A 25,662-nucleotide genomic window follows, 5' to 3' on the forward strand; every position below is an offset into this window, starting at 1 on the left:
CGGGCCCTTCCGTCAGCACACACACACGATCCGGCGGCCTACGCGCTGCCGGCACACGACATCTCTGGAGACGACGATGACTGCTCTCGACGCGGCCGCAAGCCGCTCGCCCGCCGCGCCCGCCCAATCGGCCGAGCTCGACCGCACCTACAGGAAAGTGTTCTGGCGCATCGTGCCGTTCCTGATGCTCTGCTACGTGGTCGCGTATCTCGACCGCGTGAACGTCGGCTTCGCGAAGCTTCAGATGTCGCAGGACCTCGCGTTCAGCGAAACCGTGTTCGGCCTCGGCGCCGGCATCTTCTTCCTCGGCTACTTCCTGTTCGAGCTGCCGAGCAATCTGCTGATGCACCGCATCGGCGCGCGCATCTGGATCGCGCGAATTATGATCACGTGGGGCCTGCTGTCCGCGGTGTTCGCGTTCGTGAAGACGCCGACGCAGTTCTACGTGCTGCGCTTCCTGCTCGGCCTCGCGGAAGCCGGCTTCTATCCGGGCGTGATCCTCTACCTCACGTACTGGTTCCCGTCGCATCGGCGCGCGAAGATCATCGCGGTGTTCATGTCCGCGATTCCGGTGTCGGGCATCTTCGGCAACCCGCTGTCCGGCTGGATCATGGAGCGCTTCCACGGCGGCTCGGGCTTTCACGGCTGGCAATGGATGTTCGTGATCGAAGCCGTGCCGGCGCTGCTCGTCGGTATCGCGACGATCCTGTATCTCGACAACGGCATCCGCAGCGCGAAGTGGCTCGACGCGCGCGAGAAGCAGCTGCTCGAGGACGAAATCGCCGCGCAGCCGCAGGAACAGCAGCAGCACGGCCATTCGCTGAAGGCCGTGTTCGCCGACCCGCGCATGTGGTGGATGTCGTTGATCTACTTCGCGTTCGTCACCGGCCAGTACGGCCTCACGTTCTGGATGCCGACCCTCGTGAAATCGACCGGCATCACCGATACGCTCCAGATCGGCCTGCTGTCGGCGATCCCGTTCGTCGTCGCGATCGTCGTGATGAACCTGTTCGGCCACAGCGCGGACAAGCGCCGCGAACGCCGCTGGCACCTGATCGTGCCGGCGCTGATGGGCGCGGTCGGGTTTGCGGTCGCCGCGTCGTACTCGCACAATACGGCGGTGTCGATCGTGTTCCTGTCGCTCGCGGCGGGCGGCGTGCTGACCTGCGCACCGCTGTTCTGGTCGCTGCCGACCGCGTTCCTCGCCGGCTCCGCCGCGGCCGCCGGGATCGCGATCATCAACTCGGTCGGCAACCTCGCCGGGTTCGCGAGCCCGTACGTGATCGGCTACCTGAAGGACGTCACGCACAGCACGTCGTCCGGCATGTACGTGCTGGCCGGCATGCTCGTGATCGGCGCGATCGCCGTGTGGCTCACGCCCGCGAAACTCGTGAACCGCTGACCCTTCATTCGACGCGGGGCGCCGGGCGCCCCGCCCCATTCATTCACCGGACCGCTGCCATGCCCCGCTTCGCCGCCAACCTCTCGATGATGTACACCGAGCACGCGTTCCTCGAACGCTTCGCCGCTGCCTCGCACGACGGCTTCAAGGCCGTCGAGTACCTGTTCCCGTACGACTTCGCCGCCGAGGACATCCGCGCGCGCCTCGACGCGCACGACCTCGAGCAGGCGCTGTTCAACGCGCCGCCCGGCGACTGGGCCGCCGGCGAACGCGGGATCGCATCGCTGCCGGGCCGCGAGGACGAGTTCCGGCGCGGCATCGACCAGGCGCTCGATTATGCGCGCGTGCTCGGCAACAAGAAGCTGCACGTGATGGCCGGGATGGTCGCGCCGGGCGCAGACCGCGCGCGCCATCGCGACACCTACGTGGCGAACCTGCGGCATGCGGCGCAGGCGGCCTCCGCGCACGGCATCACGATCCTGATCGAGCCGATCAACCAGCGCGACATGCCCGGCTATTTCCTGAGCCGCCAGGACGATGCGCACGACATCCGCGCCGAAGTCGGCGCGCCGAACCTGAAGGTGCAGTTCGACTGCTATCACTGCCAGATCGTCGAGGGCGACCTCGCGATGAAGCTCAAGCGCGATTTCGCGGGCATCGGCCACATCCAGATCGCCGGCGTGCCCGAGCGTCACGAGCCGGACATCGGCGAACTCAATTACCCGTATCTGTTCGCGCTGATCGACGCGCTCGGCTACGACGGCTGGATCGGCTGCGAGTATCGCCCGAAGGCCGGCACGTCCGAGGGCCTCGGCTGGCTCAGGCCGTACCTGTAATTTCCGTATTCCTCAGAGGGCAAAGAACATGAAAGTACTGATCACCGGCGGCGCCGGCTTTCTCGGCCAGCGTCTCGCGCGCAAGCTGTTCGAACGCGGCGAGCTGACCGGCCCCGACGGCCGGAGCAGCAGGATCGACGAGCTGGTGCTTCTCGACGTCGTCGAGGGCAGCGATTTCGGCGACGCGCGCGTGACGTCGATCGTCGGCGACATCGCCGATCGCGCGGTGCTCGAAAGCGCGATCGACACGCAGACAGGCGCGATCTTCCACCTCGCGGCGATCGTCAGCGGGCAGGCCGAAGCCGATTTCGATCTCGGCATGCGGATCAACCTCGACGCATCGCGCACGCTGCTCGAAGTGTGCCGCGCGCGCGGCCATCGTCCGCGCGTCGTGTTCACGAGTTCGGTGGCCGTCTACGGCGGCGTGCTGCCCGACGTCGTGCGGGACGATACCGCGCTGAATCCGCAATCGTCGTACGGCGCGGAAAAGGCGATCGCCGAGCTGCTGCTCTGCGACTACGCGCGCCGCGGCTTCGTCGACGGCCGCGTGCTGCGGCTGCCGACCATCAGCGTGCGGCCGGGCCGCCCGAACGCGGCTGCGTCGTCGTTCGCGAGCGGCATCATCCGCGAGCCGCTGAACGGCGAGGAAAGCGTGTGCCCGGTGCCGGGGTCGACGCGGCTGTGGCTGCTGTCGCCGCGCGGCGCGATCGACGCGCTCGTCGCCGGTTGCGAGCTCGACAGCGAGAAGCTCGGCAACAAGCGCGTGATCAACCTGCCCGGCCTGTCGGTGTCGGTCGACGAGATGATCGCGGCGCTGCGCGAAGTCGCGGGCGACGAGGTCGTGAAGCTGATCCGCCATGCACCGGACGAACGCGTCGAGAAGATCGTCGGCAGCTGGCCGGGCCGCTGGGACACGACGCGCGCGGAAGCGCTCGGGCTGAAGGGCGACACGTCGTTCGCGGACGTCATCCGCAGCCATCTCGCCGACGAACGGCGTTGACGGCCGCGCCGCCCGGCAGGCCGGCAACGTCGGGCTGCATCAGCGCGGCCCGGCGGACTCCCCGACGTGCATCGATGCGCGCTTCGCGCCGGATGGCGAGCGCGCCGCGCCGGCCGCATGCTGCCACGCGAGCAATCCGGGCAGATAGAACAGCAGATCGCGCACTCGTCGCGCGCCGGCGAGCGCCAGACAGGTCGGCGCATCGAACCCGAGCAGCCCGCCGATCAGCACGAACCCGCCCTCCTGCACGCCCAGCCCGCCCGGCATCAGGAACGCGATGCTGCTCAGCAGCTGGATCAGCGCTTCGATCGCGAGCGCCTGCGCGAACGTCGGATCGGCGCCGAGGAAACGCAGCGCGAGCCAGATTTCCAGCGCATAGCCGGCGAACTGCAGCGTCTGCCAGATCACCAGATAGCGGACGACGATACCCGTCTTGCGCCAGATCACAAGGATCGACTGATCGGTGCGTGCCGATTCGCCGACCAGCGCCACCACCTTGCCGCTCGTGACGCGGTTGACCACGCGCATCGCGCGCTCGAACGGCCGCGCGTGCTGAACCAGTGCGAACAGCAGCAGCACCGGCACCAGCGCCGCCATGCCGATGGCGAGGCGCGCGGCCACCTGCGCGGCATCGGACGATACGTGTTCGAGCACGTAGCCGATCGCGACCAGCGCGAACACGAGCTGGCTGATCAACGTCAGCTGCATGTCGGCGACGAGGCTCGCCACGGCGGTCGCCGGGCGTACGCCCGCCTGCCGCAGCAGGCCGAACGACACGATCTCGCCGCCGATTCGCGCGACCGGCAACAATCCGTTGATCGATTCGCGGATCCACACGAGCTTGAGCATCGTCGCGAACGACGGCCGGCGCGGGCCGCGGATCAGCATCCGCCAGTCCCACGCATTCGCGAGCATCGGCAGGATGTGGGCCAGCGCGGCGACCAGCAACCCGGCGCCGGCGATCCTCAGCCGGTGCAGGATCTCCAGCGGATGCTCGCGCCAGACGAGCCACACCGCGAGCACCAGCCCGGCCAGCGCCGCCGCGCGCCCCGCTTGCCGCAGGCGCGCGTCGCGACGCGCGGACCGCCGGTCCGCGCCTTCGAGGTCGGCATGCGTGTCGTGCGTCATGATTTCCCCGCGGGCGACAGCAAGCCCTCGCGGTCGACGCGAAAGCGCGTGCCGCGCCAGACGACGTGCGACGAGAAGAAGCTCGACACGAACACCACGAACTGCAGGAAATCGACGAACGGCAACCAGAGCGCGCCGCGCAGACCCGCGCCGGTGGCGCGGCTCGTCTTCAACATCAGCAACGCCCGCGCGACGAGCGCCGCGAACGCCAGCCCCCAGGCGGCGAGCGTGCCGCCGGAAAACAGCACGGCCAGCACCGCCAGCGGCAACGGGTGCATCAACACCGACCCGGCATGACCGAGCCGGTCCGCCGCGCGGATCGTGCAGCTCCAGCGCAATTCGTGCGCGTACAGCGTGGCGAACGTCGCTTCGACACAGGCGTGCCCGACGACCAACGGCGGGACGACGACCTGCGCGCCGACCTGCCGCACCGCTTCGCCGAGCGCGTGATCCTCGGCCAGGTGATGCGCGAAACGCGCGAGCCCGCCGATGCGTTCGAGCGTCGCGCGCGTGATCGCAATCGTCTGGCCAAAGCACGGACGGGCGCGCCCGATGAAAAGCCCGGTGATGACGCCCGGCAGGAAATGGTAGTTCGTCATCGCGACGGCGACACCGGGCCAGAAGCCCGGCGACGCGATGCCGCGATACACGCTCGTCACGATGCCGACTTCCGACTGCTGCAGCGCGCCGACGACGGCACGCAGATAATCGCGCTCGACCAGCACGTCGCTGTCGGCAAGACACAGCACTGAATGTTCCGCGTGTTCGAGCATGTTGACGAGATTCGCGATCTTGCGGTTCGGCCCGTACAGCCGCGCGTCGGCGACGACCTTGATGTTCGCGTCCGGATGGCGCCTGCGCAACGTTTCGACGGCCGCAAGCGCCGCGTCGCCCGCATCGTGCACGCCGAACAGATGCTGCACCGGCCCCGGATAATCCTGCACGAAGAAGCTTTCGAGATGCTGTACGAGATTCCATTCGTCGCCGTGCAGCGGCTTCGCGACGGTCACGCCCGGATAATCGCACGGCACCGCCCGCGCGCGGGAAAAGAACCGGCCGACCAGCACGCTGGCCGTGACCGTGTAGGCAATGCCGAGCAACACGCCCAGTCCGCATGCGATCGACATTGCGCCGGCCAGCGCGTGCAGCAGATGCAGCAAGATCATGCTTCTCCCCAGTGGTGGCCCAATGACCGCGACGCGCCGGCCGGCACGCGCGAACGCGCGCTCACCCGGACACGCCGCCGTGTCGATTCCCGTTGAGCCGGATATCAAGGACGACCAACCGACGGTACGCGCAATCAGATGACACGACTACCGTACGGCGATCGATTCCGGTCATGCGCACATAGCCGCGAACGCCCGCGGCCCTGAACGCCGCGTGGGCCACCTTACGGGCCGACAGGATCGCGGTCGCGATGACGGTCCGGATGCGGAATGTCATCGCCGTGAAAGACGCTTCGGGTACGCTCGGCGCAAACAGCGCAGCCGGCACGACACATCCCCTGGTGGCGCTCGCAACCGACGATCCGGCGCACAAGCAGCCCGGCAGCGGGCCCGGGCTGTCGATCGTCGGGCGCATCGCGCGATGGTTCGGCGGCCGCGTGCGGTTCGGGCCCGGCATCGGCGGATACGGCCCCGGCGTCGCGATCGTGTTGCCGTCGGCCGACGCCGCCCGGATCGAGAGCGCGCATGCGTTACGGGGCGAATCCGATGCGCGGCCGCACGCTTAACGTTTTGTTAAGGATTCGGCCGTAGAATCCTCCGGAAGATACGGTCCCCACCCGCTTGCCAGGAGCTTCCATGTCTACCTCCGCCCGATACGATGCAGTCGCACGCCTTCTCCACTGGCTGATCGTGGCGCTCGTCGTCGCGCAGTATGCGATCGGCTGGACGATGCCCGACGTGCATCGCGATACGCAACCGGTCGGCCTGATCGCCGCGCACCTGATCGTGGGCACCGCGCTGCTCGCCGCGATGGCTTGCCGCGTACTCTGGCGCGTGACGCATCGTCCGCCCGCCGACCAGCTGTCGCCGGCGATGCGCGCCGTGTCCGGCGCAACGCACTTCGGGCTCTACGCGCTGCTGATCGTGGTGCCGTTGCTCGGCTGGATCAATGCGTCATCGCGTGCCTGGGCCGTGACGCTGCTCGGCATCGTGCCGCTGCCTGCGCTGTCGGCGGCCGGATCGGGATTCGGGCATGCGATGGGCGACGTGCACGGCATCCTCGCGTGGGTGCTGTTCGGCGGCATCTGCCTTCACGTCGCGGCCGCGGTCGCACATCGTTTCATCCTGCGCGACCAGGTCATGCAGCGGATGATGCCCTGGTAATCTCGCCGCCGGCATCGCTGCGGTCATCGCGGACAGCAGTCCGCCGATGACGGATCGCATCTCGCCCGCATCACTGCTCATCCCGCGATCCACCTGCGCGCCCAACGGAAGCGGGCAACGAGACGATCGCGGCGCCGCGCGAAGCGGCGCGCGATCGACGGCCTGGCCGTCCGTGCCGTTCGACCGGGCCGCGTGCCGCGAACGGCATGCGTATCGCCATACCGCGAACACGGCGGGCTGAAGACACACACGTACATGTCGGCTCCTAGTTGCCGGCCTGCGCCGGCATGACGGAGGCCGGCGCAGGCGCGGCGGCCGAAGCCGAAGCCGAAGCCGAAGCCGAAGCCGAAGCCGAAGCCGCCATCCTCGCGCGATCCTGCTCGGCGAGCTTCGCCTGCGCGGCCTGAATGTCCGCCGGATATTCGCCGTCATCCCCCTTCGACGGATCGTACCCGGCCGCTTCCAGACGAATCAGCTCCTCGCGAACCTGGGCACGCGTGAGCGGCGCATTCGATTGCGCGAATGCGGACTGACCGGAGATTGCGCCGATCATCATCAGTAGTGCGATATAAGTTTTCATCATCAACTCCTTCAATGTTGCGTGCCGATCAACCTTCGTGAATGTCGAACCCGCCGCGGCGGTCCGCTGCGTCAGCTTCCGAAATACGGCGTGCAAAAGCTCTCGGGGCCGACGCATGCGGCCGGGCGCGGACGGGTCGGTTGCGCCGCCGGCCTGCCCGCATCGGACGTCCCCGCCGGATCGCCGCCGACCGCGGTTTCGGCCTGATGCCGAGGCAGTTGCCCGGCCTGCTGCTGGAACAGCGGACTTACGTCCGGATACGACGTATCGGTCACGAAGCGCAGCCCGTTGGTTTCGGCGTCGATCAGTTGCTGCCTGACCTGCGCGCGCGTCAGTGCCTGTGCCGACGCAGGCGTCGCGACACTCGCGACGGACATCGCCGCCACCGTGGCGGCCACCAGCCAATGCGTATTCATGCTCCACTCCTTCGGAAGTCAACGAAACGAGGTGCTACACCCGTATGACGACGCGGGGCGTACGTTTATTCCCGGAATGCCGGAGCGCTCGCACCGGACCTTCACCGATCTGTCATTCTTTCGTCAGCCGGCGTAACCTGACGTAACGCAGGCCCCACCGCGCGTGGGGCAGACTGACGACACCTTGTGGATCGCCCCTCGATCATGTCCGTCGCTTACGACTATGCAGCCGGCCTGCTTCGCACGCTGTACGACCGCCATCTCGACGGCGGCGCCGTGCTCGATACGGCCGCGTTTCCCGACGCCGAGCGATTCGTTCGTGCGTGGCCGGCCATTCGCGCGGAAGCGCTGGCCGTCGCGCGCGACCTGCCGCGCATCCCGCGCTTCCACGAGATCATGCGCGAGCAGCACGACATCTCGGCCAACGATGCGCGCGACTGGCGGATGTTCATCATGCAGGCTTACGGCCAGCCGTTCCCGCGCAACCTGTCGCGCTGCCCGACCGTCGAATCGATCGTCGCGGCGTCGCCGGACGTGCTGTCCGCGTCGCTGTCGTTCCTCGCGCCCGGCAAACACATCCCGCCGCATCGCGGGCCGTTCCGCGGCATCCTGCGCGGTTATCTGGTGCTGTCGATGCCGAAGCGCGCGGATGGCACGCCGGCCGCCGTGCTGAAGGTCGACGGCCGCGACTACCGGCTCGACGAAGGCTGCTTCCTGCTGTGGGACGACACCTTCGTGCACGAAGTGTGGAACGACAGTGACGAAGTGCGGATCGTGCTGCTGCTCGATATCCGCCGGCGCGGCATGCCGCGCTTGCTGATGTGGCTGTCGAATGCGGTGATCGGCGTCGTGCGGCTCGGAATCAGGGTGCGGGGGCGGTCGATTCCGGTTTAGCAACCCGCCCGGCGCACGCGCGTTGCGGTCAATCCTCGCGCGCAAGCCGCGTCAGCACCTCGGTGAGCGCTTGAATCGCGGGTTGAGCGGCGCGCTGCACCGGGTACACGAGGTAATAGCCCAGACCGTTGCGCACCACCTCCGGAAACGGCGCGACCAGCGCGCCGGCTTCCAGCCGATCCGCCGCCATGCGCGGATCGCCGATCGCGACGCCGTGCCCGTCCGACGCGGCCGTCAATGTCAGCTCGAGCGTATCGAACACGAGCCCGGTTCCCGGGTCGACCTGCGTTGCGCCGACGGCGTCCAGCCAGCATCGCCATTCGTCGCGATTGCTGGCGGGATGCAGCAGTGTCGCCCGCGCGAGATCGGCGATCGACTTCAACGCCGCGCCCGTCTCGCGCGTACACATCGGCGTGAGGCATTCGTCGAACAGCGGCACGGCCACCATGCCCGCCCAGCTTCCGCTGCCGCGCACGACGATCGCATCGAAACCGGCGTCGGTGAAGTCCGGCGTGTCGTCCGCCGACGTGTGAATGCGCAACTCCGTGCGCGGCAACGCATGATTGAGCGCCGACAGCCGCGGCAGCAGCCAGCGTATCGCGAACGTGGAGGGCAAGCGCAATGTGAGGGTCGACGCGGCATGCGCATGCGCGCGCGCGTGTTGCGCCAGTTGCGAGAGTACGTCGACGGCCACCGTCAGCAATGCGCCGCCTTCCGCGGTCAACGTCAATCCCGACGCATGACGGACGAACAACGCACACCGGTAATGCGCTTCCAGTTGCTGCACCTGACGGCTCACCGCACCCTGGGTCCGGCACAGATGCTCGGCAGCGCGATTGAAGCTGCCGAGTTCGGCGGCGGCGACGAACGCCTGGAATGCCGTCAGCGGCGGCAGCGCACGGGTGAGATCCGCGAGCGGATATGCGCGGGCGGCATACCCGGGTTGCGGATTATTCGTTTGTTCGGTCATCGCTGCATCGCTATCGTGGTTGAACCGGTTCGCGACGGCTGTCGTGGCCGGCTCGTCAACAATCAGCGGAGAAATACCATGGTCTCGTCGTCCGACGCACTATACACGCGGCAGGTCGATACCTACCTCAAAGCGCTCGAGAGCGGCGACGTCGCCGCGATCTGCGCATTGTTCACGCCGGATGCGCAGATATTTTCGCCGTTCCTCGGCTGGATGTCGCCACGGCCCTTCTTCGAAAAAGTCGCGGCGGCCTCCGGACCAAGCCGGATCACGCCGATCGACATCTGCGTCAGCGCCACGGGCGCACGTCGGGCCACCGGCTATTTCGTCTACGACTGGGGACTGAAGGACGGCACCGCGGTGCAATTCGAGTGTGTCGACGTCTTCGAATTCGACGACGACGCGCGCATCGAGCGCATGATCATCGTCTACGACACCTATCCGATCCGCAGTACGGTCGGCGACAAGTACGCATAGCGCAGCGACAGGATCGGGCGCCCCGGCCGTTGCGCGGCGCAGCAACGGCGCCGCGCCGCCGGCCGCACGGCAATGTCGCTGCCGGCCCGATCGATCGCCTACACTACAGACCGTCCCCCCGCACGGCTCCTGCCAGCCACCGCCATGGCACACCTCTTCTTCGCGGCGTCGATCCAGCGCCATATCGACACGCCCGAGCGCGACATCGACGCACGGACGCTCGGCGAAGCGCTTGAAACCGTCTTCGGCGAACAGCCGCGGCTGCGCGGCTATATCGTCGATGACCAGGGCGCGCTGCGAAAGCACCTGTCGGTGTTCATCGACGGCCAGCCGGTACGCGACCGGCAACATCTGTCCGATCCGCTCGGTAACGGCAGCCGCGTGTACGTCGTGCAGGCGCTGTCCGGCGGATAAAGGGACGCATCGCCATCCAAACGAGCGCGCGGCCGCGCCCACAGGAGACATCCGACATGAACGATCGACTGCTCGTCGCGACCCGCAAGGGCCTGTTCGTGCTGCACGCCGACGGCAACGGCGGCTGGGCGCTCGGCGAGCCGCACTTCGTCGGCGAACCGGTCAGCATGGCGCTGGCCGACCCGCGCGACGGCACGCTGTATGCGGCGCTCAATCTCGGCCATTTCGGGGTCAAGCTGCACCGCAGGCGTGCCGGTGCCGCCGAATGGGAAGAATGTGCGGTCCCCGTCTATCCGCCGCAGCCCGCCGACGAACCGCGCGCCGACGTCAGCGCCCATGCCGGCACCGGCGACGCGCACGACGAAGCGCCCACCCCGCCCCGCCCGCCGTGGACGCTTCAGCAGATCTGGTCACTCGAAACCGGCGGCGCGGACGAACCGGGCGTATTGTGGGCCGGCACGATCCCGGGCGGCCTCTTCCGCTCCGACGACGGCGGCGATTCGTGGGCGCTCAACCGCTCGCTGTGGGATCGCCCGGAGCGCCCCGAGTGGTTCGGCGGCGGCTACGATGCGCCGGGCATCCATTCGGTGATGGTCGATCCGCGCGACAGCCGGCACGTGACGATCGGCATCTCGTGCGGCGGCGTCTGGCAGACCTTCGACGGCGGTGCGACCTGGCGAGTGAGCGCCGACGGCATGGAGGCCGACTACATGCCGCCCGAGCGGCGCGGCGAACCCAACGTGCAGGACCCGCATCGCGTCGTCCAGTGCGCGGCCAACCCCGACGTACTGTGGACCCAGCATCACTGCGCGATCTTCCGCTCGACCGACGGTGCCTCGCACTGGCAGCGGATCGAAGCGCAGCCGTCGAGCTTCGGCTTCGCGGTCGCCGTGCATCCGGCAGACCCCGACACTGCGTGGTTCGTCCCCGCCGTGAAGGATGCGTGCCGGATTCCGGTGAACGGCCGCTTCGTCGTCACGCGCACGCGCGACGGCGGCCGCAGCTTCGAGAGCCTGTCGAACGGGTTGCCGCCTGCGCCGGCCTACGATCTCGTCTATCGGCACGGGCTCGCGGTGGACGACTCCGGCACGCGTCTCGCGATGGCGTCGACGACGGGCGGGTTATGGACCTCCGCGGACGGCGGCGAAAACTGGCGGCAGGTCTCCGCGCATCTGCCGCCGGTGTATTGCGTACGCTTCGGATAACGAACGACTCACACGCAGCGCGCGCCGACGGCAAGCGCCCGCCCGTTGCGTTACGTCGGCGGCGCGATCCGCGCGACCGCGTCGCGCGTCTGCATGATTTCCGCTTCGAGCCAGTCGAGAAACCGCCGGACCCGCGGCTCGCGCTCTCGCCCGGGCCGGCACAGCGCGACGAAACGCGCGCCGGCGAGCCGCACCGATGCATCGATCGGCGTCAGCGCGTCGCGTTCGACGTGCTCGGCGGCCAGCACCGAACTGAGCAGCCCGACACCCTGGCCGTGCAGCACGGCCTGCAGCGCGTAATGCTCGTCGTCGTAATGGCGGAACACCGCGCGCTCGAGCCACGCTTCGCGGCCGGCCGCACGGCACCACGACGCCCAGTCGACCGACACGGGAAGCGGCGTATCCCAGGTGGTCTCGATCAGCTCGATACGCTCGTTCGCGCGCCCGACGTCGAGGCCGCGCGCCGCATACGCGCCGAAATACTCGTCGATCAGCGCGATCTCGTGCAGCGCGGGAAACGTGCGCGACGTCGCGCGGATCGCGAGATCGACCCGCGCGTCGCGTTCGAGATCGACGAGCGCGTTGCCGGTTTCGACCTTGATGTGCAACTGCGGATCGACGCGCCGGAACCGGCCGAGCCGCGGAATCAGCCACATCGCGGCGAACGCGGGCGTGGTGGTCAGCACCAGCGTGCGCGCATCGGTCGTCGCGGGCCGCAGCGCATCGAGCCCGCGGCTCATGCCGAGCAGCGCGTCGTGACACGCGCGAAACAGTTGCTCGCCCTCGTCCGTCAACCGCACGCCGCTCGCGCCGCGCTCGAACAGCAGTACGCCGAGCCGGCTTTCGAGCGACTTGATCTGGTGCGACACGGCCGCCGGCGTCACGGACAGTTCGTCGGCGGCCGCCTTGAACGTGCCGAGCCGCGCGCACGACTCGAATACACGCAATGCGGTCAGGGGAATTTTCGAGAACACGACGCCTCGCGGGCCGGATCCGGCCGGGTTGAATTCGATTCAATCCGCGTGAGATTAGGTGAATTGAGGCACGCGCGCAACGCGGGTAGCCTTCCGGGACGTCGCGGCACGGCGGCCGCTGCACGCAGCAGCGGCCAACCCACCGCCCAACCATCGACGAACCGACGACCGTCGAACCGGAGAACCAACGTGCAAGGCCTACCGCGCAGGATCACGCAGGCGGTGCTCTACGAAGCGATCGCCATTTCCTGCATCGCGCCCGCGATCGCGGCGTTCTTCAAGCAGGGTCTGGTCTATTCGGGCGCGCTGTCCGCGACGATGTCGGCGATCGCGCTGCTGTGGAACATGATCTTCAACGCGCTGTTCGAGCGCTGGGAAGCGTCGCGCCGGCAGCCTGCGCGCACGCTCGCGCGACGGATCCTGCATGCGACCGGCTTCGAGGGCGGGCTCATCTTCATCCTCGTGCCGGTCGTATCGTGGTGGCTCGACGTCTCGTGGTTCGACGCGTTCGTCGTCGACATCGGGCTGTTCGCGTTCTTCTTCTGCTACGCGTTCGTGTTCCAGTGGGCGTTCGATCGCGTCTTCGACGTGCCGGCGGCGACGAAGGAATCGTGACGGGGTGTTCGCGGCCCGGCTGCGCGCCGATCGACGCGCAGCCCGAAAGCAACGCGGCCCGCCCGCACGATACGGGAGGGCCGCGTTTCATCACGCCGGCGCGCCGCCGTCGGCGAGCGCGCCGGTCACGTCGACGCTCAGTGCACGCCGAGATACGCCTTCACCGCCGGCAGGCCCGGCTTGCCGTCGAGCGTCGTCACGCCGGCCAGCCACTTGTCGAGCGCCTGCGGGTTCGCCTTCAGCCACTCGGCGGCGGCCTTGTTCGGGTCTTCCTTGTTCATGATCGGCAACATCACGTGGTTCTCGATCGACGTCGTGAACTGCAGGTTCGACACGAACTTCGCGACGTTCGGGCAACGCTGCGCGTAGTCCGGCGGCGTGGCCGTCAGCACCTTCGCCTCGCCGTAGTTCGGGCCGAACACGTCGTCGCCGCCGCTCAGGTAGTCGATCTTCATCTGCACGTTCATCGGATGCGGTTCCCAGCCGAGGAACACGATCCACTGCTTGTCGCGGATCGCGCGGTTCACCTCGACCAGCATCCCGGCCTCGCTCGACTCGACCATCTTGAACTTGCCGAGGCCGAACTGGTTGCCGTCGATCATCTTCTTGATCAGCAGGTTGCCGTCGTTGCCCGGTTCGATCCCGTAGATCTTGCCGTTGAGCTTGTCGGCGTACTTCTGGATGTCGGCGAACGATTTCAGGCCGCCCTGGTACACGTAGTCGGGCACCGCGAGCGTATATTTCGCGCCGGTCAGGTTGGGCGTGGCGAGCACCTTGATCGTGCCGGCCTTCGTGAACGGCTGGATGATCGGGTCCATCGTCGGCGACCAGTAGCCGAGGAACACGTCGATCTGCTTGCTCTTGATGCCCGCAAACGTGATCGGCACCGACGCGATCGTCTTGGTCGGCGCGTAGCCGAGCCCCTGCAGCATCGTCGCAGCAAGGCCGGTGGTGGCCGCGATGTCGGTCCAGCCGACGTCCGCGAAGCGCACGTTCTTGCACACGGGCGCGTCAGCCGCATAAACCGCCGACATCGGCGCAGCCATCCCGATCCCGCATACCGCTGCGATCAATTGGCGCTTCATCTGTCTTCTCCTCAAAGTGACGTCGTTTTTCATGGGGGCGGGATCGATGGTTGAAGCCGCGCGCCGCGATCCCGGCGGCGTCGCGGACCGAATGGTTCGCGCGGGTGGCGTCAGCGCCCCGGCAACCGTCGCTCGTAGCTCGGCGCGTGACCGAACTGCGCGCGATACGCCTTGCTGAAGTGACACGGCGAATGGAATCCGCACGTCGTCGTCACGCGCGCGATCGACGCATCCGTCGTGCGCAGCAGGTCACGCGCGCGTTTCAGCCGAAGCGTCAGGTAATAGTGAGTGGGCGACACGTTCAGGTACACCTTGAACATTCGCTGCAGGTGACGCTGCGACAGCCGCACGAGCCGCGCGAGTTCCTCGAGCGACAGCGGCTCCTCGATGTTCGCTTCCATCAGCCGCACCACTTCGATCAGTTCCGCGCGCGAGAAGCCGACGCGCGCATCGACGGGGATCGGCTGCGTATCGGTCGAGCTGCGGATGCGTTCGAGGATGAACTGCTCGGACACCTGCGCGGCGAGCTGCTGGCCGAAACGCATGCCGACGAGATTCAGCATCAGGTCGAGCGGCGCGGTGCCGCCGGTGCAGGTGAGCCGGTCGCGATCGACGACGAACAGTTCGTCGGCGAACCCCACCTGCGGAAACTCCGCATGCAGAGCGGACAGGTTCTCCCAGTGCACGGTGCAGCGATAGCCGTCGAGCAGGCCACCCGACATCAGCGCATACGCGCCGGTGCAGATGCCGCCCAGCGGCAGCCCGCGTTCGGCGAGCGCCGCGAGCGTGTCGCGCGCGCCGTCGTCGACCACCTCGCGGATGTGAATCCCGCCGCACACGATCATCACGTCGGGCAGGTTCGTGTAGTCGAGCGCCTGGGTCGGCCGCACCGCGATGCCGTTGCTGGCCCGCACGGGGGCGCCGTCGAGCGAATAGATCGACCACTGGTAGTGATCGGCACGCCCGACGTAGTTCGCCATCCGAAGCACTTCGACCGCGCTCGAGAACGCGATCATCGAGAAGTGCGGCAGCGTCAGGAAGCCGAAATGGGCAAGGGACGAAACCGGTGAAACGCGAGCGGCGGGCACGGCGGCAGCGGCGGCGGACGTCACATCGAGCTCCTGGCGAACGGTTGAGCAGGTTGCACGCAGCCAGCCCCGTGGCAAACGCCACGGAAGCCGGTATCGAATCGGAAGAGGCGGCCGGAAGTCGAACCGGCCGCCGGTTGCTTACGCTTGCGCGGGCGCGGCCTTCGCGCGGAACAGCTGCTTCAGGCCCGAGAACAGCGGTGCTTTCGCGGTGCCCGGCGCGCGGCCGAAGCTCTCGGTGATGCGGTCGAGAATGATCGCGAGCAGCACGACCGACAGACCGCTTTCGAAGCCGAGGCCGATGTCGAGGCGCTGGATACTTGCGAGCACGTCGTTGCCGAGGCCGCCCGCGCCGACCATCGACGCGATGATCACCATCGACAGCGCCATCATGATGGTCTGGTTCACGCCCTGCATGATCGACGGCAGCGCGTTCGGGAACTGCACCTTGTACAGCAGCTGCCACGGCGTGCAGCCGAATGCCTGGCCGGCTTCGACGATCTCGCGGTTCACGTGACGGATGCCGAGGCTCGTCAGGCGCACAGCCGGCGGCATCGCGAAGATCACCGTCGACAGGATCCCCGGCACGCGGCCGAGACCGAACAGCATCGCGGCCGGAATCAGGTAGACGAACGCGGGCATCGTCTGCATCAGGTCGAGGATCGGACGCACGATCGCGGCGACCCACTTGCTCTTCGCGGCCCAGATGCCGAGCGGAATGCCGAGCACGAGGCTGATGATCGTCGACGACAGCGTGAGGCCGAGCGTGATGACCGTCTGGTCCCAGAAGCCCGTCGCGAAGATCAGCAGCAGCGACGCGGTGGTGAACAGCGCGAAGCGCCAGCCCACGCGCCACAAGCCAACGCCGATGAAGATCGCCATCATCAGCCACATCGGGATCGCCTGCAGGCTGTGCTCGACGAAGGCGGCGAGCCCCTCGATCGCGCGGCCGATCGCATCGAACGTCGCCGCGTCATGATCGAGCAGGTAGTGAACGGACTGGTCGACCCAGGTACCGAGCGGAATCATTTCAGACATGGGAGCCTCGCGAACGCGTGATGGCCTTCAGGATAAGAGCGCGGTCGACCGAGCCGCAGTAGCAGCCGTCGTCGTCGACAACGGGCAGTGCATTCGGGCTCGCGACGACGCGCGCGACGACATGTTCGAGCGACGCATCGCGCCGGATGCTTTCGATCGGCCGCACCGACGGCGTGTCCTGACCGATCGCCTCGCGCGTGACGAAGCCGCGGATCTTGCGTGCGGCGTCGAGCACGAACGCATATTCGGCACTGCCGTTCAGCGTCGCCGCGACGTTCGCGGCGTCGCACTTCGACATGGTCGGCACGGCGCCCGTCTGCATCAGGTCGCCCGCGGTCAGATAGCGGCTCGTGTCGATGCCGTCGAAGAACGCGCGCACGTAGTCGTCGGCCGGGTTCGCGATGATGTCCTGCGGCGTGCCGACCTGCACGAGCCGGCCGCCTTCCATGATCGCGATGCGGTTGCCGATGCGCAGCGCCTCTTCCAAATCGTGCGACACGAACATGATCGTGCGGCGCTGTTCCTTCTGCAGTTGCAGCAGCACGTCCTGCATTTCGCGGCGCTTGAGCGGATCGAGCGCGGAGAACGCCTCGTCCATGATCATCAGCGACGGGTTCACGGCCAGCGCGCGGGCCAGGCCGACGCGCTGCTGCATGCCGCCCGACAGCTCGGACGGCAGCTTGTGCGCGAACGGTGCGAGGCCGACCTGCTCGAGCACCTCCATCGCACGGCGTTCGCGTTCCTTCTTGCCGACGCCCGCGACCTCGAGGCCGAATGCGGCATTCGACACCACGGTGCGATGCGGCATCAGCGCGAACGACTGGAACACCATGCTCATGTCCTTGCGGCGCAGCGCGGTCAGCGCCGAGCGGCGTGCCGACGCGACATCGAGCCCGTCGATCAGCACCTTGCCGGCGCTCGGATCGACCAGCCGGTTCACGAGGCGGATCAGCGTGGATTTGCCGGAGCCGGACAGGCCCATCAGCACGAATATTTCGCCTTCCTGCACGTCGAACGATACGTTGTGCACACCGACGACCTGACCGGTACGCTTGAGCACATCGTCTTTCGTTGCGCCGGCGGCGAGCATGTCGAGCGCCTGCTGCGGGTTGCTTCCAAATACCTTGCACAGACCTTCGACTACGACCTTGGGGGCATCCATCGAAACCTTCTCCTCGTGTAGCGGGGACTCACGCGTGTGACTCAACGTGCCTACATAGTTGCCAGAAAAAACCCCGACCTGCCGACGAATTACGACAAACGCTTGCGCAAATACGACACACCCCGCAGGCCCGCCCGGCGGGGCGCGGCGCTCGGCGGCCCCCGATTGCGGCAACGCAATACGCGCACAGCCAGCACCGGCGGGCATCGCGGGCGTGACTTGTGCGCAGCAGCGCGACGCGCGAGCGGCGGCGTTTTGCGACAACCCGCAAAAACCGCGCGTCGCTTTGCGACAATTCCACGTCCGATCGGGCCGTCTCGCCTGCCCGGCGCCGGCAAAAAGAATGGTCGTACGAAAACAGGCGCCGCGAACGCGCGACAGCCATGCTTCGCGACCCGCCCGCAACCCAGAAAATCCCCCATGGCCATTGTGATACATTCCGGCAAACACGCCGATCGCGACGTCGCCTTGCGCCTTGCGCGTGGCGCTGCGCCGGCAGTCCGCGCATGCCGGTTCGCCTGCCGGCCATGCGGAAACAGCCTCGATCGGGCCACGCGACGATCGAAGGACGATAACGAAATGAGAGAGGGAGCAAGGCGATGAATTGGGCTTTTGCCGCAATCGGTTTCATCGTGGGCGGTATCGCCGCATTGTTCGGGGATTTCTCCGCCGCCAACGGCACGCTGCTCGGTGCGGCGGCCGGGTTCTGCATCGGCTACGCGCTGCAGCAACGCAAGCGCACGCACGGCGGTACGCCCCCCGACGCGTTCGCGATTTCCGCGACGCCGCAACCCGCTCCCGTGCCGCTCGCCGATCGCGTCGCGCGCCTCGAAGCGACGGTCGACGCGCTCACGCGCGAGCTCGACGTGCTGCGCGCCAGCTCGCCGGCGCGAAGGCCGGTGCCGCGACGACCGGCAGCGCCGCGCAGGTGCCGTCGACACCGCCCTCCACCATCACGCCGGCGCCCGCCGCGATCCCGCCTCGACCATCCGTGCAGCCTGCGTCGCGAGCGCCGGCGTGCCGTCGTCGACGTCCGCGCCCGCTCCCGCGCGGCAGTCGCCATGCGGACGAGCGCCGCACCGGCCGCCGCCGGCGCACCGACGCGTGCGCCCGCAACGACCACGCCGCCGGCCCCACCCGCCCCGCCCGAACCCCGCGAATCCGGTATCGCCGAACGCGCGCTCCGCGCCGCGCGCGACTGGCTGCTCGGCGGCAACACGGTCGTGCGCGTCGGCATCATCGTGCTGTTCTTCGGCGTCGCGTTCCTGCTCAAGTACGCGGCCGACAACGACATGCTGCCGATCGAATTCCGCCTGGCCGGCACGGCGCTCGCCGCGGCCGCGCTGCTCGCGATCGGCTGGCGCGTGCGTGCGCGCCGCGCGGCGTACGGTCTCGTGCTGCAGGGTGGCGGCATCGGCATCCTGTACCTGACGATCTTCGCCGCGACCAAGCTCTACACGCTGCTGCCGGTCGGCGCGGCGTTCCCGCTGATGGTCGCGGTGTGCGCGCTGAGCGCGTTCCTCGCGGTGAAGCAGAACGCGCTGCCGCTCGCGTTCATGGGCAGCGCGGGCGGCTTTCTCGCGCCGGTGCTGCTGTCGACCGGCCATGGCAGCCATGTCGCGCTGTTCAGCTACTACGCACTGCTGAACGCAGGCATCTTCGCGATCGCGTGGTTCAAGGCCTGGCGTCCGCTGAACCTGCTCGGCTTCGTGTTCACGTTCACGATCGGCTCGGCGTGGGGCGTGACGGCGTACCGCCCCGCGCTGTTCGCGACCACCGAGCCGTTCCTGATCCTGTTCTTCCTGATGTATGTCGGCATCGCGCTGCTGTACGCGGTGAAACGCGAGCTGGCGCTGCGCCACTATGTCGACGGCACGCTCGTGTTCGGCACGCCGATCGTCGCGACCGCGCTGCAGGCGTCGCTCGTGAAGGACATGCCGTTCGGGCTAGCATGGAGCGCGGTCGCGCTGTCGGCGTTCTACGTCGCGATCGCCGCCTGGCTCGCGCGGCGCCGCGATCGTCTCGCGCTGCTGTTCGAAGCGATGCTCGCGCTCGCGGTGATCTTCGCGACGCTCGCGGTGCCGCTCGCGTTCTCGGGCCCGACGACCAGTGCCGCGTGGGCGATCGAAGGCGCGGCGATCGTGTGGGTCGGCGTGCGCGAGAAGCGCCTTGCGCCGTTCGGCTTCGGCCTGCTGATGCAGATCGCCGCGGCCGGCGCATTCTTCACGAGCCTGCTCGGCCCGGCCGACACGAACACGCTGCCGGTGCTCAACAGCGCATACATCGCGATGCTGCTGATCGCGCTCGCCGGGCTGTTCACGGGCTGGTGGCTGCACGGACGCGACGAAGCGCGCACGTGGCACGCGTGGATGCCGGACGTCGGCGCGGCCGCCGCGGCGTGGGGGCTGCTGTGGTGGCTGAGCGGCGGACTGCACGAGATCCTCGTCTACGCGGGCCGTCACGTCGACCTGCATGCGGACCGGTTCGTCGTCGACGCGACCGCGCTGTTCGCCGCCGGCACCGCGTGGCTCGCGCACGTCGCGCGCCGCAAGCTCGCGTGGCCGATCGCCGAATGGCCGGCGCTCGCGCTGACGCCGGTGCTCGCGCTGCTCGCGTTGCGCGCGTTCGATTCGCACGAGGCGCCGCTGTCGGGCATGGGCGCGTTCGCGTGGCCGATCGCCGTCATCGCATGCTATGCACTGCTGCTGCGGCAGTCGCGCGGCACGGCGGCCGCCGGTCCGGCGGCGAGCGTGGCGGGCGCGACGGGCACGTCGGCCGTGGCGGCCATCCCCGCCCCCGTGATCGCGCCGCTGCACACGCTGATGTTCTGGACGTTGTGCGGGCTGTTCTCGCTCGAGGGCTTCTCGCGCCTGCGTGCGTTCGTCCCCGAAGGCGCGTGGAGCTGGAGCGCGTGGGCCTACGGTTTCGGCGCGCTGCTTCTGCTGGTGTCGGGCCCCGGCTCGCGCCTGCGCTGGCCGGTCGCCGCGTTCCCGCGCGCGTATCAGGTATGGGGGGCCGCGCCGCTCGCCGCGCTGCTGTGGCTGTGGAGCATCGCCAGCGTGACGAGCGACGGCGATGCGTCGCCGCTGTTCTGGCTGCCGCTGCTCAATCCGCTGGACGTCGCGCAACTGCTGATCTTCGTCGCGTTCGCCACCTGGCTGCGCCGCCTGAAGACGCTCGGGGTCACCTGGCATCCGCTGGCGGCCGACCTCGCCGCGCTCGCGACCGTGTTCCTGTGGTTCAACGCGCTGCTGCTGCGCACGCTGCATCAGCGTTTCCACCTGGCCTACGACATCGACACCGTGCTGTCGTCGTTCGGCATCCAGCAGGTGTTCATGGTCGGCTGGAGCCTGTTCGCATTCGCCGGCATGTGGCTGACGCGCCGCAACGGCATCGCGCGCGTGTGCGCGCTGGCGTCGCTGCCGCTGATCGTCGTGATGTGGGCCTGGACCTTCTACGCGAACTTCACGCAGGACGGCGGCAGCTGGGCGCGCATTCCTCTGCTCAATCCGCTCGACCTCGTGCTGGTGGTGGTCTATGCGCTCGCCGCGTCGTGGTTCGTGCGCGCACGCACGCTCGGCTGGCCGTTCGACAACTATCGCGTCGAACTGCTCGGCGCGGCCGGCGCAACGGCCTTCCTGTGGCTGAACGCGATCCTGCTGCGCACGCTGCATCACTGGACCGGCGTGCCGTACGCATTCGACGCGATGGCGGAATCGACGCTCGTTCAGGCGTCGGTCTCCGTGTACTGGACGCTCTGCGCGCTCGCGACGATGATCTGGGCCACGCGCCGCGGCTTGCGTCCGCTGTGGTTCGTCGGCGCCGCGCTCCTCGCGCTCACGGTGATCAAGCTGTTCCTGTTCGACCTGTCGCACGTCACCGGCATCGAACGCATCGTGTCGTTCATCGGCATCGGCATCCTGCTGCTGTTGATCGGCTATTTCTCGCCGCTGCCGCCGAAGGCCGCGGCCCAACCGGGCGACACCCAACCATGAAACGACTCGCAGCCCTGCTCGGCCTGAGCCTGCTGACGTCGTTCGCGACGGCCGACGGCGCACCCGGCGCGGAACGCGTCGCGCGGCGCTTCTCGCTCGATCTTGACGGCAGCGCCGCGTATTACCAGCTCACCGTGCCGCAGGCCGTCTATGCGGCCAGCCGGCGCGACGATCTCGGCGACGTGCGCGTGTTCAACGGCGCCGGCGAGCCCGTGCCGTATTCGCTCGATGCGCCTGCGGCGGCCGCCGTGCCGCCGGCGCGCACGCCGGTGCACTGGTTCCCGCTGCCGCCCGCGCGCGCCGACGACGGTCAGGCGCCGCTCGGCGTGTCGGTCGCGCCGGACGGCTCGCTGCGCGCGGCCGTCACCGCACCGGCTCGCGCGAAGCATGCGGCCGATCTCGTCGACCTGTCGCATGCGGACGGCGAGGTCGACGCGCTGCTCGTGCATGTGAGCGACGACAGCTACCAGGGCCGTGTCGCCGTCGAAGCGAGCGACGACCTGCGCAGCTGGCGCTCGCTCGGCAGCACGCAACTGCTGAAGGTCGGCCGCGGCGGCGACCTGCTGGTGCAGGAACGCATCGCGCTCGAGGGCGCGGGGCCGCGCTACCTGCGGCTCGACTGGCTCGACGGCGCGCCCGCGATCGGATCGATCGAGATCGAAACGCAACCGCACGATGCGCGCACGACGGACTCCGCTGCCGTGCCGCGTCAATGGCGCGCTGCCGTACACGTGCGGGCCGGCGGCGCGCCCGGCGAGTATCTGTTCGATACCGACGGCGCCTATCCGGTCGACCGCGTGCGCATCGACCTGCCGCAACCGAATACGGTTGCGCGCGCAACGCTGCAGAGTCGCCCCGACGCGCAGGCGCCGTGGCGCGAGGTCGCCGGTGCCGTGCTGTTCCGGCTGCAGGGCAAGGCGGGCGAGCAGCGCAACCGCCGCTGGCGTTTGCGTCGAATCCCGATCGCGCGTGGCGAATCGTCGTCGACATGCGCAACGGCGGGCTCGGCGGCGGCCAGCCGGCCGTCGCGGTCGGCTGGCATCCGGCCGCCCTGACCTTCGTGGCGCGCGGCACGCCGCCGTTCACGCTCGGTGTCGGCAATGCGTCGCTGCCGTCGTCGGCCGTGAGCCGCGATGCGCTGCTGGTCGGAATGGCGCCGGAGGTGCGGCCCGCGCGCGTCGGTGCGGCGCTGCCGGCGTCGGCGGTCCCGCCCGGGCCCGCAGCCGATACGGATGCGGCCCGCCGTTACGTGCTGTGGGGTGCGCTGGTCGTCGCGGTCGGCGTGCTCGGCACGATCGCATGGCGCCTCGCACGCGGCGGCGGCGACACGCCTGCTCGCGACGAGTAGGACCACGCCACCACGCCGGTACACCGAATCAGGCCGGTGCCGCGCGCACCGTTTGCACCGTTTGCACCGTTTGCACCGTTTGCACCGTTTGCACCGTTTGCACCGTTTGCACCGTTTGCACCGTTCGCGCCGCGACGCGGCCGTGCGGACGCGGACGCCACGGCGACGAGCGGCAGCTGGCCGCGCCGGCCGCCCCCATCGCCGGCGAGCGCGTACCGCGACGCGCACGCCAGTCGGCCCGGATCGCCGCGATCGCGCGAAGCGCCCATGATTGCGCCATCACGACAGGCCGCACGCCCCGCCGCGATGCCGGCGACATGCGACGCGCGACGCATGCAACGGGACGCCTGCACAGGATCGCGCTGTCATAGCGCTTGCCGGCGAAGCGCACGATATCGACGACGTCGAAGCCCTGGGCCCGGTAGAACGCCAGCAGATGCGACGCGGGATGCGGCGTATCGAGCGCGAGCAGCGAATAACCGCGCAACGCGGCCCACTGCCCGGCAAACGCGAGCAGCGTCGCACCGATCCCGCCGCCTTGCCAGCCGGGATCGACGGCCACCTGCCGCACGCTCGCGACGCCGTCGCGACGGTACAGCGAACACGGCGACGACGGATCGGTGGCGTAGAGCGTCATCGTGCCGACGACGCGACCGCCCGACACCGCGACATGGCATTCACCCGCTTCCGCGCGGCGACGCGTGACCTCCTCGGCCTGGTCGACACACGTACAGTTGAGCCCCATCGCGCCGAGTCGCGCGAACGCACGGTGCAGCAGCGCGGTGAGCTGCGTGTAGCTGTCGACTGCCGGATCGAAGCGCCGCACGATGACCCGGTCGGCGCGCACGGCAGGCGGCGCGGCGGGTGAACGTTCGGCGATCGTGTTCCGGGATATCGACATGGCAGCGCTCCGTGGTCAGGATGACCGAAGTCTAGGAGCGCGCCGCGAGGCGTCGCAAGAAAAAATGTCGTAAAAAAGACGAGAAATCGAAGCGAGGCGATGGCGCGGCGGTGTGCATTTTCATGCGTTCGGCGCCTTCGGACCCGTGGTCGCACATACCGATCGTTGTGCCTGCAAGCAATACGTGACGCGCACTTCGTCGCCGACACCATGCCGCGCGATTCCGGACTCGCGATGCCCCGCGCGAGCGCCCCGCATCGTCGTTGACACACCCGGCGACGCGCTCCAGACTCGCTGATCCTCCACCGCACCGCGAGCACCCATGGTCACCTGCTTCCTTCGCTACGTCATCGATCCGTACAAACTCGAGCAGTTCGAAATCTACGGCAAGATGTGGATTCCGCTCGTCGAGCAATTCGGCGGCACGCACCACGGCTACTTCCTGCCTTCCGAGGGCGCCAGCAACATCGCGCTCGCGATGTTCTCGTTCCCGAGTCTCGCCGAGTACGAGCGCTATCGCAAACGCTCGAAGGCCGATCCCGCGTGCCAGGCCGCGTTCCGGTATGCAGAGGAAACGCGCTGCATCGTCAGCTACGAGCGCAGCTTCTTCCGGCCGGTGTTCGAGTAACCCCGCGCATCGCGCCCCCTTTCCGGCGCCGGACGAAAAAAAGCCCCGCCTGCATCCGCGCGGCGGGGCCAACCCATGTCAGTAGAGACATTTATGGAGGAGACGGGCCCATCTTATCGAGCGCGGCTCGCCGTCCCAACCAAGCATTTCTGCTATCCATCTGCGTCGCCGCGCGCACGCGCGCCCCGCGTGCCTGGCATATCGATAGAACGAAAAGTCGTTTTCAGAGTGGCGGCGGGGTCGTTACCATCTGGTTTTAAGCCTGTGCTTAGCCGGGCAAGCCATCCCCAAGGAGCGCCCTTTGACTGCATTCGACCAACACCGCCGCCCGTTCGTGGTCGGCATCGGCGGCACCACCCGGGCCGCATCGTCGACCGAGCGCGCACTGTCGTTCGCGCTGCGCGGCGCGCAAGCCGCCGGCGCACGCACGCGCCTGTTCGACGGCCCGTTCCTGCATACGCTGCCGCACTACGCCCCCGAACACAAGACGCTGACCGACGCGCAGCGAGAACTGATCGACACCGTGCGCGAAGCCGACGCGATCATCATCGCGACGCCCGGCTATCACGGCGGCGTGTCCGGCCTCGTGAAGAACGCGCTCGACACGCTCGAGGAACTGCGCGCCGACGAGCGCCCGTACCTCGACGGTCGCGCGGTCGGCCTGATCGTCACGGCCTACGGCTGGCAAGCCGCCGGCACCGTGCTGACGTCGCTCCGGTCGATCGTCCACGCGCTGCGCGGCTGGCCGACCCCGTTCGGCGCCACCGTGAACACGCTCGAAACGCGCTTCGAAAGCGCCGACAGCTGCTCGGATCCGAAGGTCGTCGCACAGCTCGAGACCGTCGGCTCGCAGGCAGCCGAATTCGCGCTCGCGTTCGCATCGCATCGCGCGGCCACGCACGCCGCATCGGTCGACGCGCTCGCGCCCGTGCTGAAGATCGCCAACCAGTAATCCCCGCCTCCCCGCAGCCCGCGCCCGGCCGACGACGTTCGCCGCGCGCGGGCTGCGCGCATCCGGCCGTCCGGCGCGCATCGCAGCGCTGCCGCCTGCTTCATGTCGGCGCCCCACCCCGATAACGATCCGGCCCGCCACGTGATTTGCATTGGCCGAAAGATTGGTTCACGCGGGCCGCGGGTTTTCGTACGCTGAAAGCCCGAACCTTCCATGCGCACGCC

22 protein-coding genes and 3 pseudogenes are annotated in these 25,662 nt (G+C 68.5%); 14 read left to right on the top strand and 11 right to left on the bottom strand.

The features are described from left to right. Positions 1-76: 76 nt before the first annotated feature. The 3 genes from PL79_RS09835 to denD are packed head-to-tail and all read left to right on the top strand — an operon-like array spanning position 77 to position 3,238. Positions 77-1,402: an MFS transporter gene (locus tag PL79_RS09835; protein ID WP_044844420.1), complete on the top strand. Its 1,326-nt coding sequence runs from the start codon at positions 77-79 to the stop codon at positions 1,400-1,402. Between the two features lie 59 nt (positions 1,403-1,461). Beyond that, a complete protein-coding gene (gene otnI / locus PL79_RS09840; protein ID WP_044844421.1) occupies positions 1,462-2,238 on the top strand; it encodes a 2-oxo-tetronate isomerase in 777 nt (258 codons plus the stop codon). A gap of 28 nt (positions 2,239-2,266) precedes the next feature. Beyond that, positions 2,267-3,238: a D-erythronate dehydrogenase gene (denD, locus tag PL79_RS09845; RefSeq protein ID WP_044844422.1), complete on the top strand. Its 972-nt coding sequence runs from the start codon at positions 2,267-2,269 to the stop codon at positions 3,236-3,238. 39 nt (positions 3,239-3,277) lie between these two features. Here the strand turns inward: denD and PL79_RS09850 are convergent, their stop codons facing one another. Both PL79_RS09850 and hpnI read right to left on the bottom strand, forming a co-directional pair. Further along, positions 3,278-4,366: a lysylphosphatidylglycerol synthase domain-containing protein gene (locus tag PL79_RS09850; protein WP_044844423.1), complete on the bottom strand. Its 1,089-nt coding sequence runs from the start codon at positions 4,364-4,366 to the stop codon at positions 3,278-3,280. Continuing rightward, complete coding sequence (hpnI, locus tag PL79_RS09855) at positions 4,363-5,532, bottom strand: bacteriohopanetetrol glucosamine biosynthesis glycosyltransferase HpnI (RefSeq protein ID WP_044844424.1); 1,170 nt, start codon at positions 5,530-5,532, stop codon at positions 4,363-4,365. The genes PL79_RS09850 and hpnI overlap by 4 nt, the downstream gene beginning before the upstream one ends. A gap of 281 nt (positions 5,533-5,813) precedes the next feature. On the opposite strand from hpnI, the gene PL79_RS09860 reads away from it, so the two are divergent. Together PL79_RS09860 and PL79_RS09865 are read left to right on the top strand one after the other, a co-directional pair. Next, complete coding sequence (locus tag PL79_RS09860) at positions 5,814-6,098, top strand: hypothetical protein (RefSeq protein WP_135801026.1); 285 nt, start codon at positions 5,814-5,816, stop codon at positions 6,096-6,098. Between the two features lie 70 nt (positions 6,099-6,168). After that, on the top strand, positions 6,169-6,696 hold the full coding sequence (locus PL79_RS09865) for a cytochrome b (protein ID WP_044844427.1): 528 nt from the start codon (positions 6,169-6,171) through the stop codon (positions 6,694-6,696). 265 nt (positions 6,697-6,961) lie between these two features. Here PL79_RS09865 and PL79_RS09870 read toward each other — a convergent pair whose 3' ends face one another. Beyond that, positions 6,962-7,276: a DUF4148 domain-containing protein gene (locus tag PL79_RS09870; RefSeq protein WP_044844448.1), complete on the bottom strand. Its 315-nt coding sequence runs from the start codon at positions 7,274-7,276 to the stop codon at positions 6,962-6,964. A 71-nt stretch (positions 7,277-7,347) separates the two neighbouring features. Then, positions 7,348-7,692: a DUF4148 domain-containing protein gene (locus PL79_RS09875; protein ID WP_044844429.1), complete on the bottom strand. Its 345-nt coding sequence runs from the start codon at positions 7,690-7,692 to the stop codon at positions 7,348-7,350. Between the two features lie 204 nt (positions 7,693-7,896). On the opposite strand from PL79_RS09875, the gene PL79_RS09880 reads away from it, so the two are divergent. After that, positions 7,897-8,586: an aspartyl/asparaginyl beta-hydroxylase domain-containing protein gene (locus PL79_RS09880; protein WP_044844430.1), complete on the top strand. Its 690-nt coding sequence runs from the start codon at positions 7,897-7,899 to the stop codon at positions 8,584-8,586. A gap of 28 nt (positions 8,587-8,614) precedes the next feature. Here the strand turns inward: PL79_RS09880 and PL79_RS09885 are convergent, their stop codons facing one another. Further along, on the bottom strand, positions 8,615-9,556 hold the full coding sequence (locus PL79_RS09885) for a LysR substrate-binding domain-containing protein (protein WP_044844431.1): 942 nt from the start codon (positions 9,554-9,556) through the stop codon (positions 8,615-8,617). 78 nt (positions 9,557-9,634) lie between these two features. Here PL79_RS09885 and PL79_RS09890 point away from each other — a divergent pair, with 78 nt between their 5' ends. From PL79_RS09890 to PL79_RS09900, 3 genes are all read left to right on the top strand, one after another. Beyond that, on the top strand, positions 9,635-10,033 hold the full coding sequence (locus tag PL79_RS09890; RefSeq protein WP_044844432.1) for a nuclear transport factor 2 family protein: 399 nt from the start codon (positions 9,635-9,637) through the stop codon (positions 10,031-10,033). Positions 10,034-10,177: 144 nt separating this feature from the next. Beyond that, positions 10,178-10,447 (top strand): MoaD/ThiS family protein, encoded by a 270-nt coding sequence (locus PL79_RS09895; protein WP_044844433.1) that lies wholly within the window; start codon positions 10,178-10,180, stop codon positions 10,445-10,447. 56 nt (positions 10,448-10,503) lie between these two features. Beyond that, positions 10,504-11,652: a WD40/YVTN/BNR-like repeat-containing protein gene (locus PL79_RS09900; protein WP_044844434.1), complete on the top strand. Its 1,149-nt coding sequence runs from the start codon at positions 10,504-10,506 to the stop codon at positions 11,650-11,652. A 50-nt stretch (positions 11,653-11,702) separates the two neighbouring features. On the opposite strand, the gene PL79_RS09905 is transcribed toward PL79_RS09900, so the two are convergent. After that, positions 11,703-12,626 (bottom strand): LysR substrate-binding domain-containing protein, encoded by a 924-nt coding sequence (locus PL79_RS09905; RefSeq protein ID WP_044844435.1) that lies wholly within the window; start codon positions 12,624-12,626, stop codon positions 11,703-11,705. Between the two features lie 189 nt (positions 12,627-12,815). On the opposite strand from PL79_RS09905, the gene PL79_RS09910 reads away from it, so the two are divergent. After that, entirely contained in the window at positions 12,816-13,241 is a 426-nt protein-coding gene (locus PL79_RS09910) for a PACE efflux transporter (protein ID WP_044844436.1), read from the top strand. Between the two features lie 137 nt (positions 13,242-13,378). On the opposite strand, the gene PL79_RS09915 is transcribed toward PL79_RS09910, so the two are convergent. The 4 genes and pseudogenes from PL79_RS09915 to PL79_RS09930 form a co-directional block, all read right to left on the bottom strand. After that, on the bottom strand, positions 13,379-14,326 hold the full coding sequence (locus PL79_RS09915) for a choline ABC transporter substrate-binding protein (protein WP_044844437.1): 948 nt from the start codon (positions 14,324-14,326) through the stop codon (positions 13,379-13,381). Between the two features lie 110 nt (positions 14,327-14,436). Beyond that, positions 14,437-15,438: a GlxA family transcriptional regulator gene (locus tag PL79_RS09920; protein ID WP_044844438.1), complete on the bottom strand. Its 1,002-nt coding sequence runs from the start codon at positions 15,436-15,438 to the stop codon at positions 14,437-14,439. Between the two features lie 117 nt (positions 15,439-15,555). Next, positions 15,556-16,452, bottom strand: a complete 897-nt coding sequence (choW, locus tag PL79_RS09925) for a choline ABC transporter permease subunit (protein WP_044844439.1) — start codon at positions 16,450-16,452, stop codon at positions 15,556-15,558. Beyond that, a pseudogene (locus PL79_RS09930) lies at positions 16,445-17,856 on the bottom strand (quaternary amine ABC transporter ATP-binding protein); the annotation flags it as partial. The pseudogene PL79_RS09930 and the gene choW, both read right to left, overlap by 8 nt. A gap of 357 nt (positions 17,857-18,213) precedes the next feature. Here PL79_RS09930 and PL79_RS09935 point away from each other — a divergent pair. Beyond that, positions 18,214-21,609, top strand: a pseudogene (locus PL79_RS09935) (DUF2339 domain-containing protein). Then, a pseudogene (locus PL79_RS09940) lies at positions 21,606-22,957 on the top strand (DUF3999 domain-containing protein). The pseudogenes PL79_RS09935 and PL79_RS09940 overlap by 4 nt, the downstream one beginning before the upstream one ends. A 28-nt stretch (positions 22,958-22,985) precedes the next feature. On the opposite strand, the gene PL79_RS09945 reads toward PL79_RS09940, so the two are convergent. Further along, positions 22,986-23,858 (bottom strand): GNAT family N-acetyltransferase, encoded by an 873-nt coding sequence (locus PL79_RS09945; RefSeq protein ID WP_082088479.1) that lies wholly within the window; start codon positions 23,856-23,858, stop codon positions 22,986-22,988. A gap of 322 nt (positions 23,859-24,180) precedes the next feature. Here PL79_RS09945 and PL79_RS09950 point away from each other — a divergent pair, with 322 nt between their 5' ends. Both PL79_RS09950 and PL79_RS09955 read left to right on the top strand, forming a co-directional pair. Further along, the gene (locus tag PL79_RS09950; RefSeq protein WP_044844443.1) at positions 24,181-24,486 is read left to right on the top strand and encodes an NIPSNAP family protein; all 306 of its coding nucleotides are present in this window, start codon (positions 24,181-24,183) and stop codon (positions 24,484-24,486) included. A gap of 301 nt (positions 24,487-24,787) precedes the next feature. Beyond that, on the top strand, positions 24,788-25,438 hold the full coding sequence (locus tag PL79_RS09955) for an NADPH-dependent FMN reductase (RefSeq protein WP_044844444.1): 651 nt from the start codon (positions 24,788-24,790) through the stop codon (positions 25,436-25,438). The last annotated feature ends 224 nt before the right edge of the window (positions 25,439-25,662 follow it).

Origin of the sequence: Burkholderia sp. USMB20, from assembly GCF_000949135.2 — a bacterium.
Classification (GTDB): domain Bacteria; phylum Pseudomonadota; class Gammaproteobacteria; order Burkholderiales; family Burkholderiaceae; genus Burkholderia.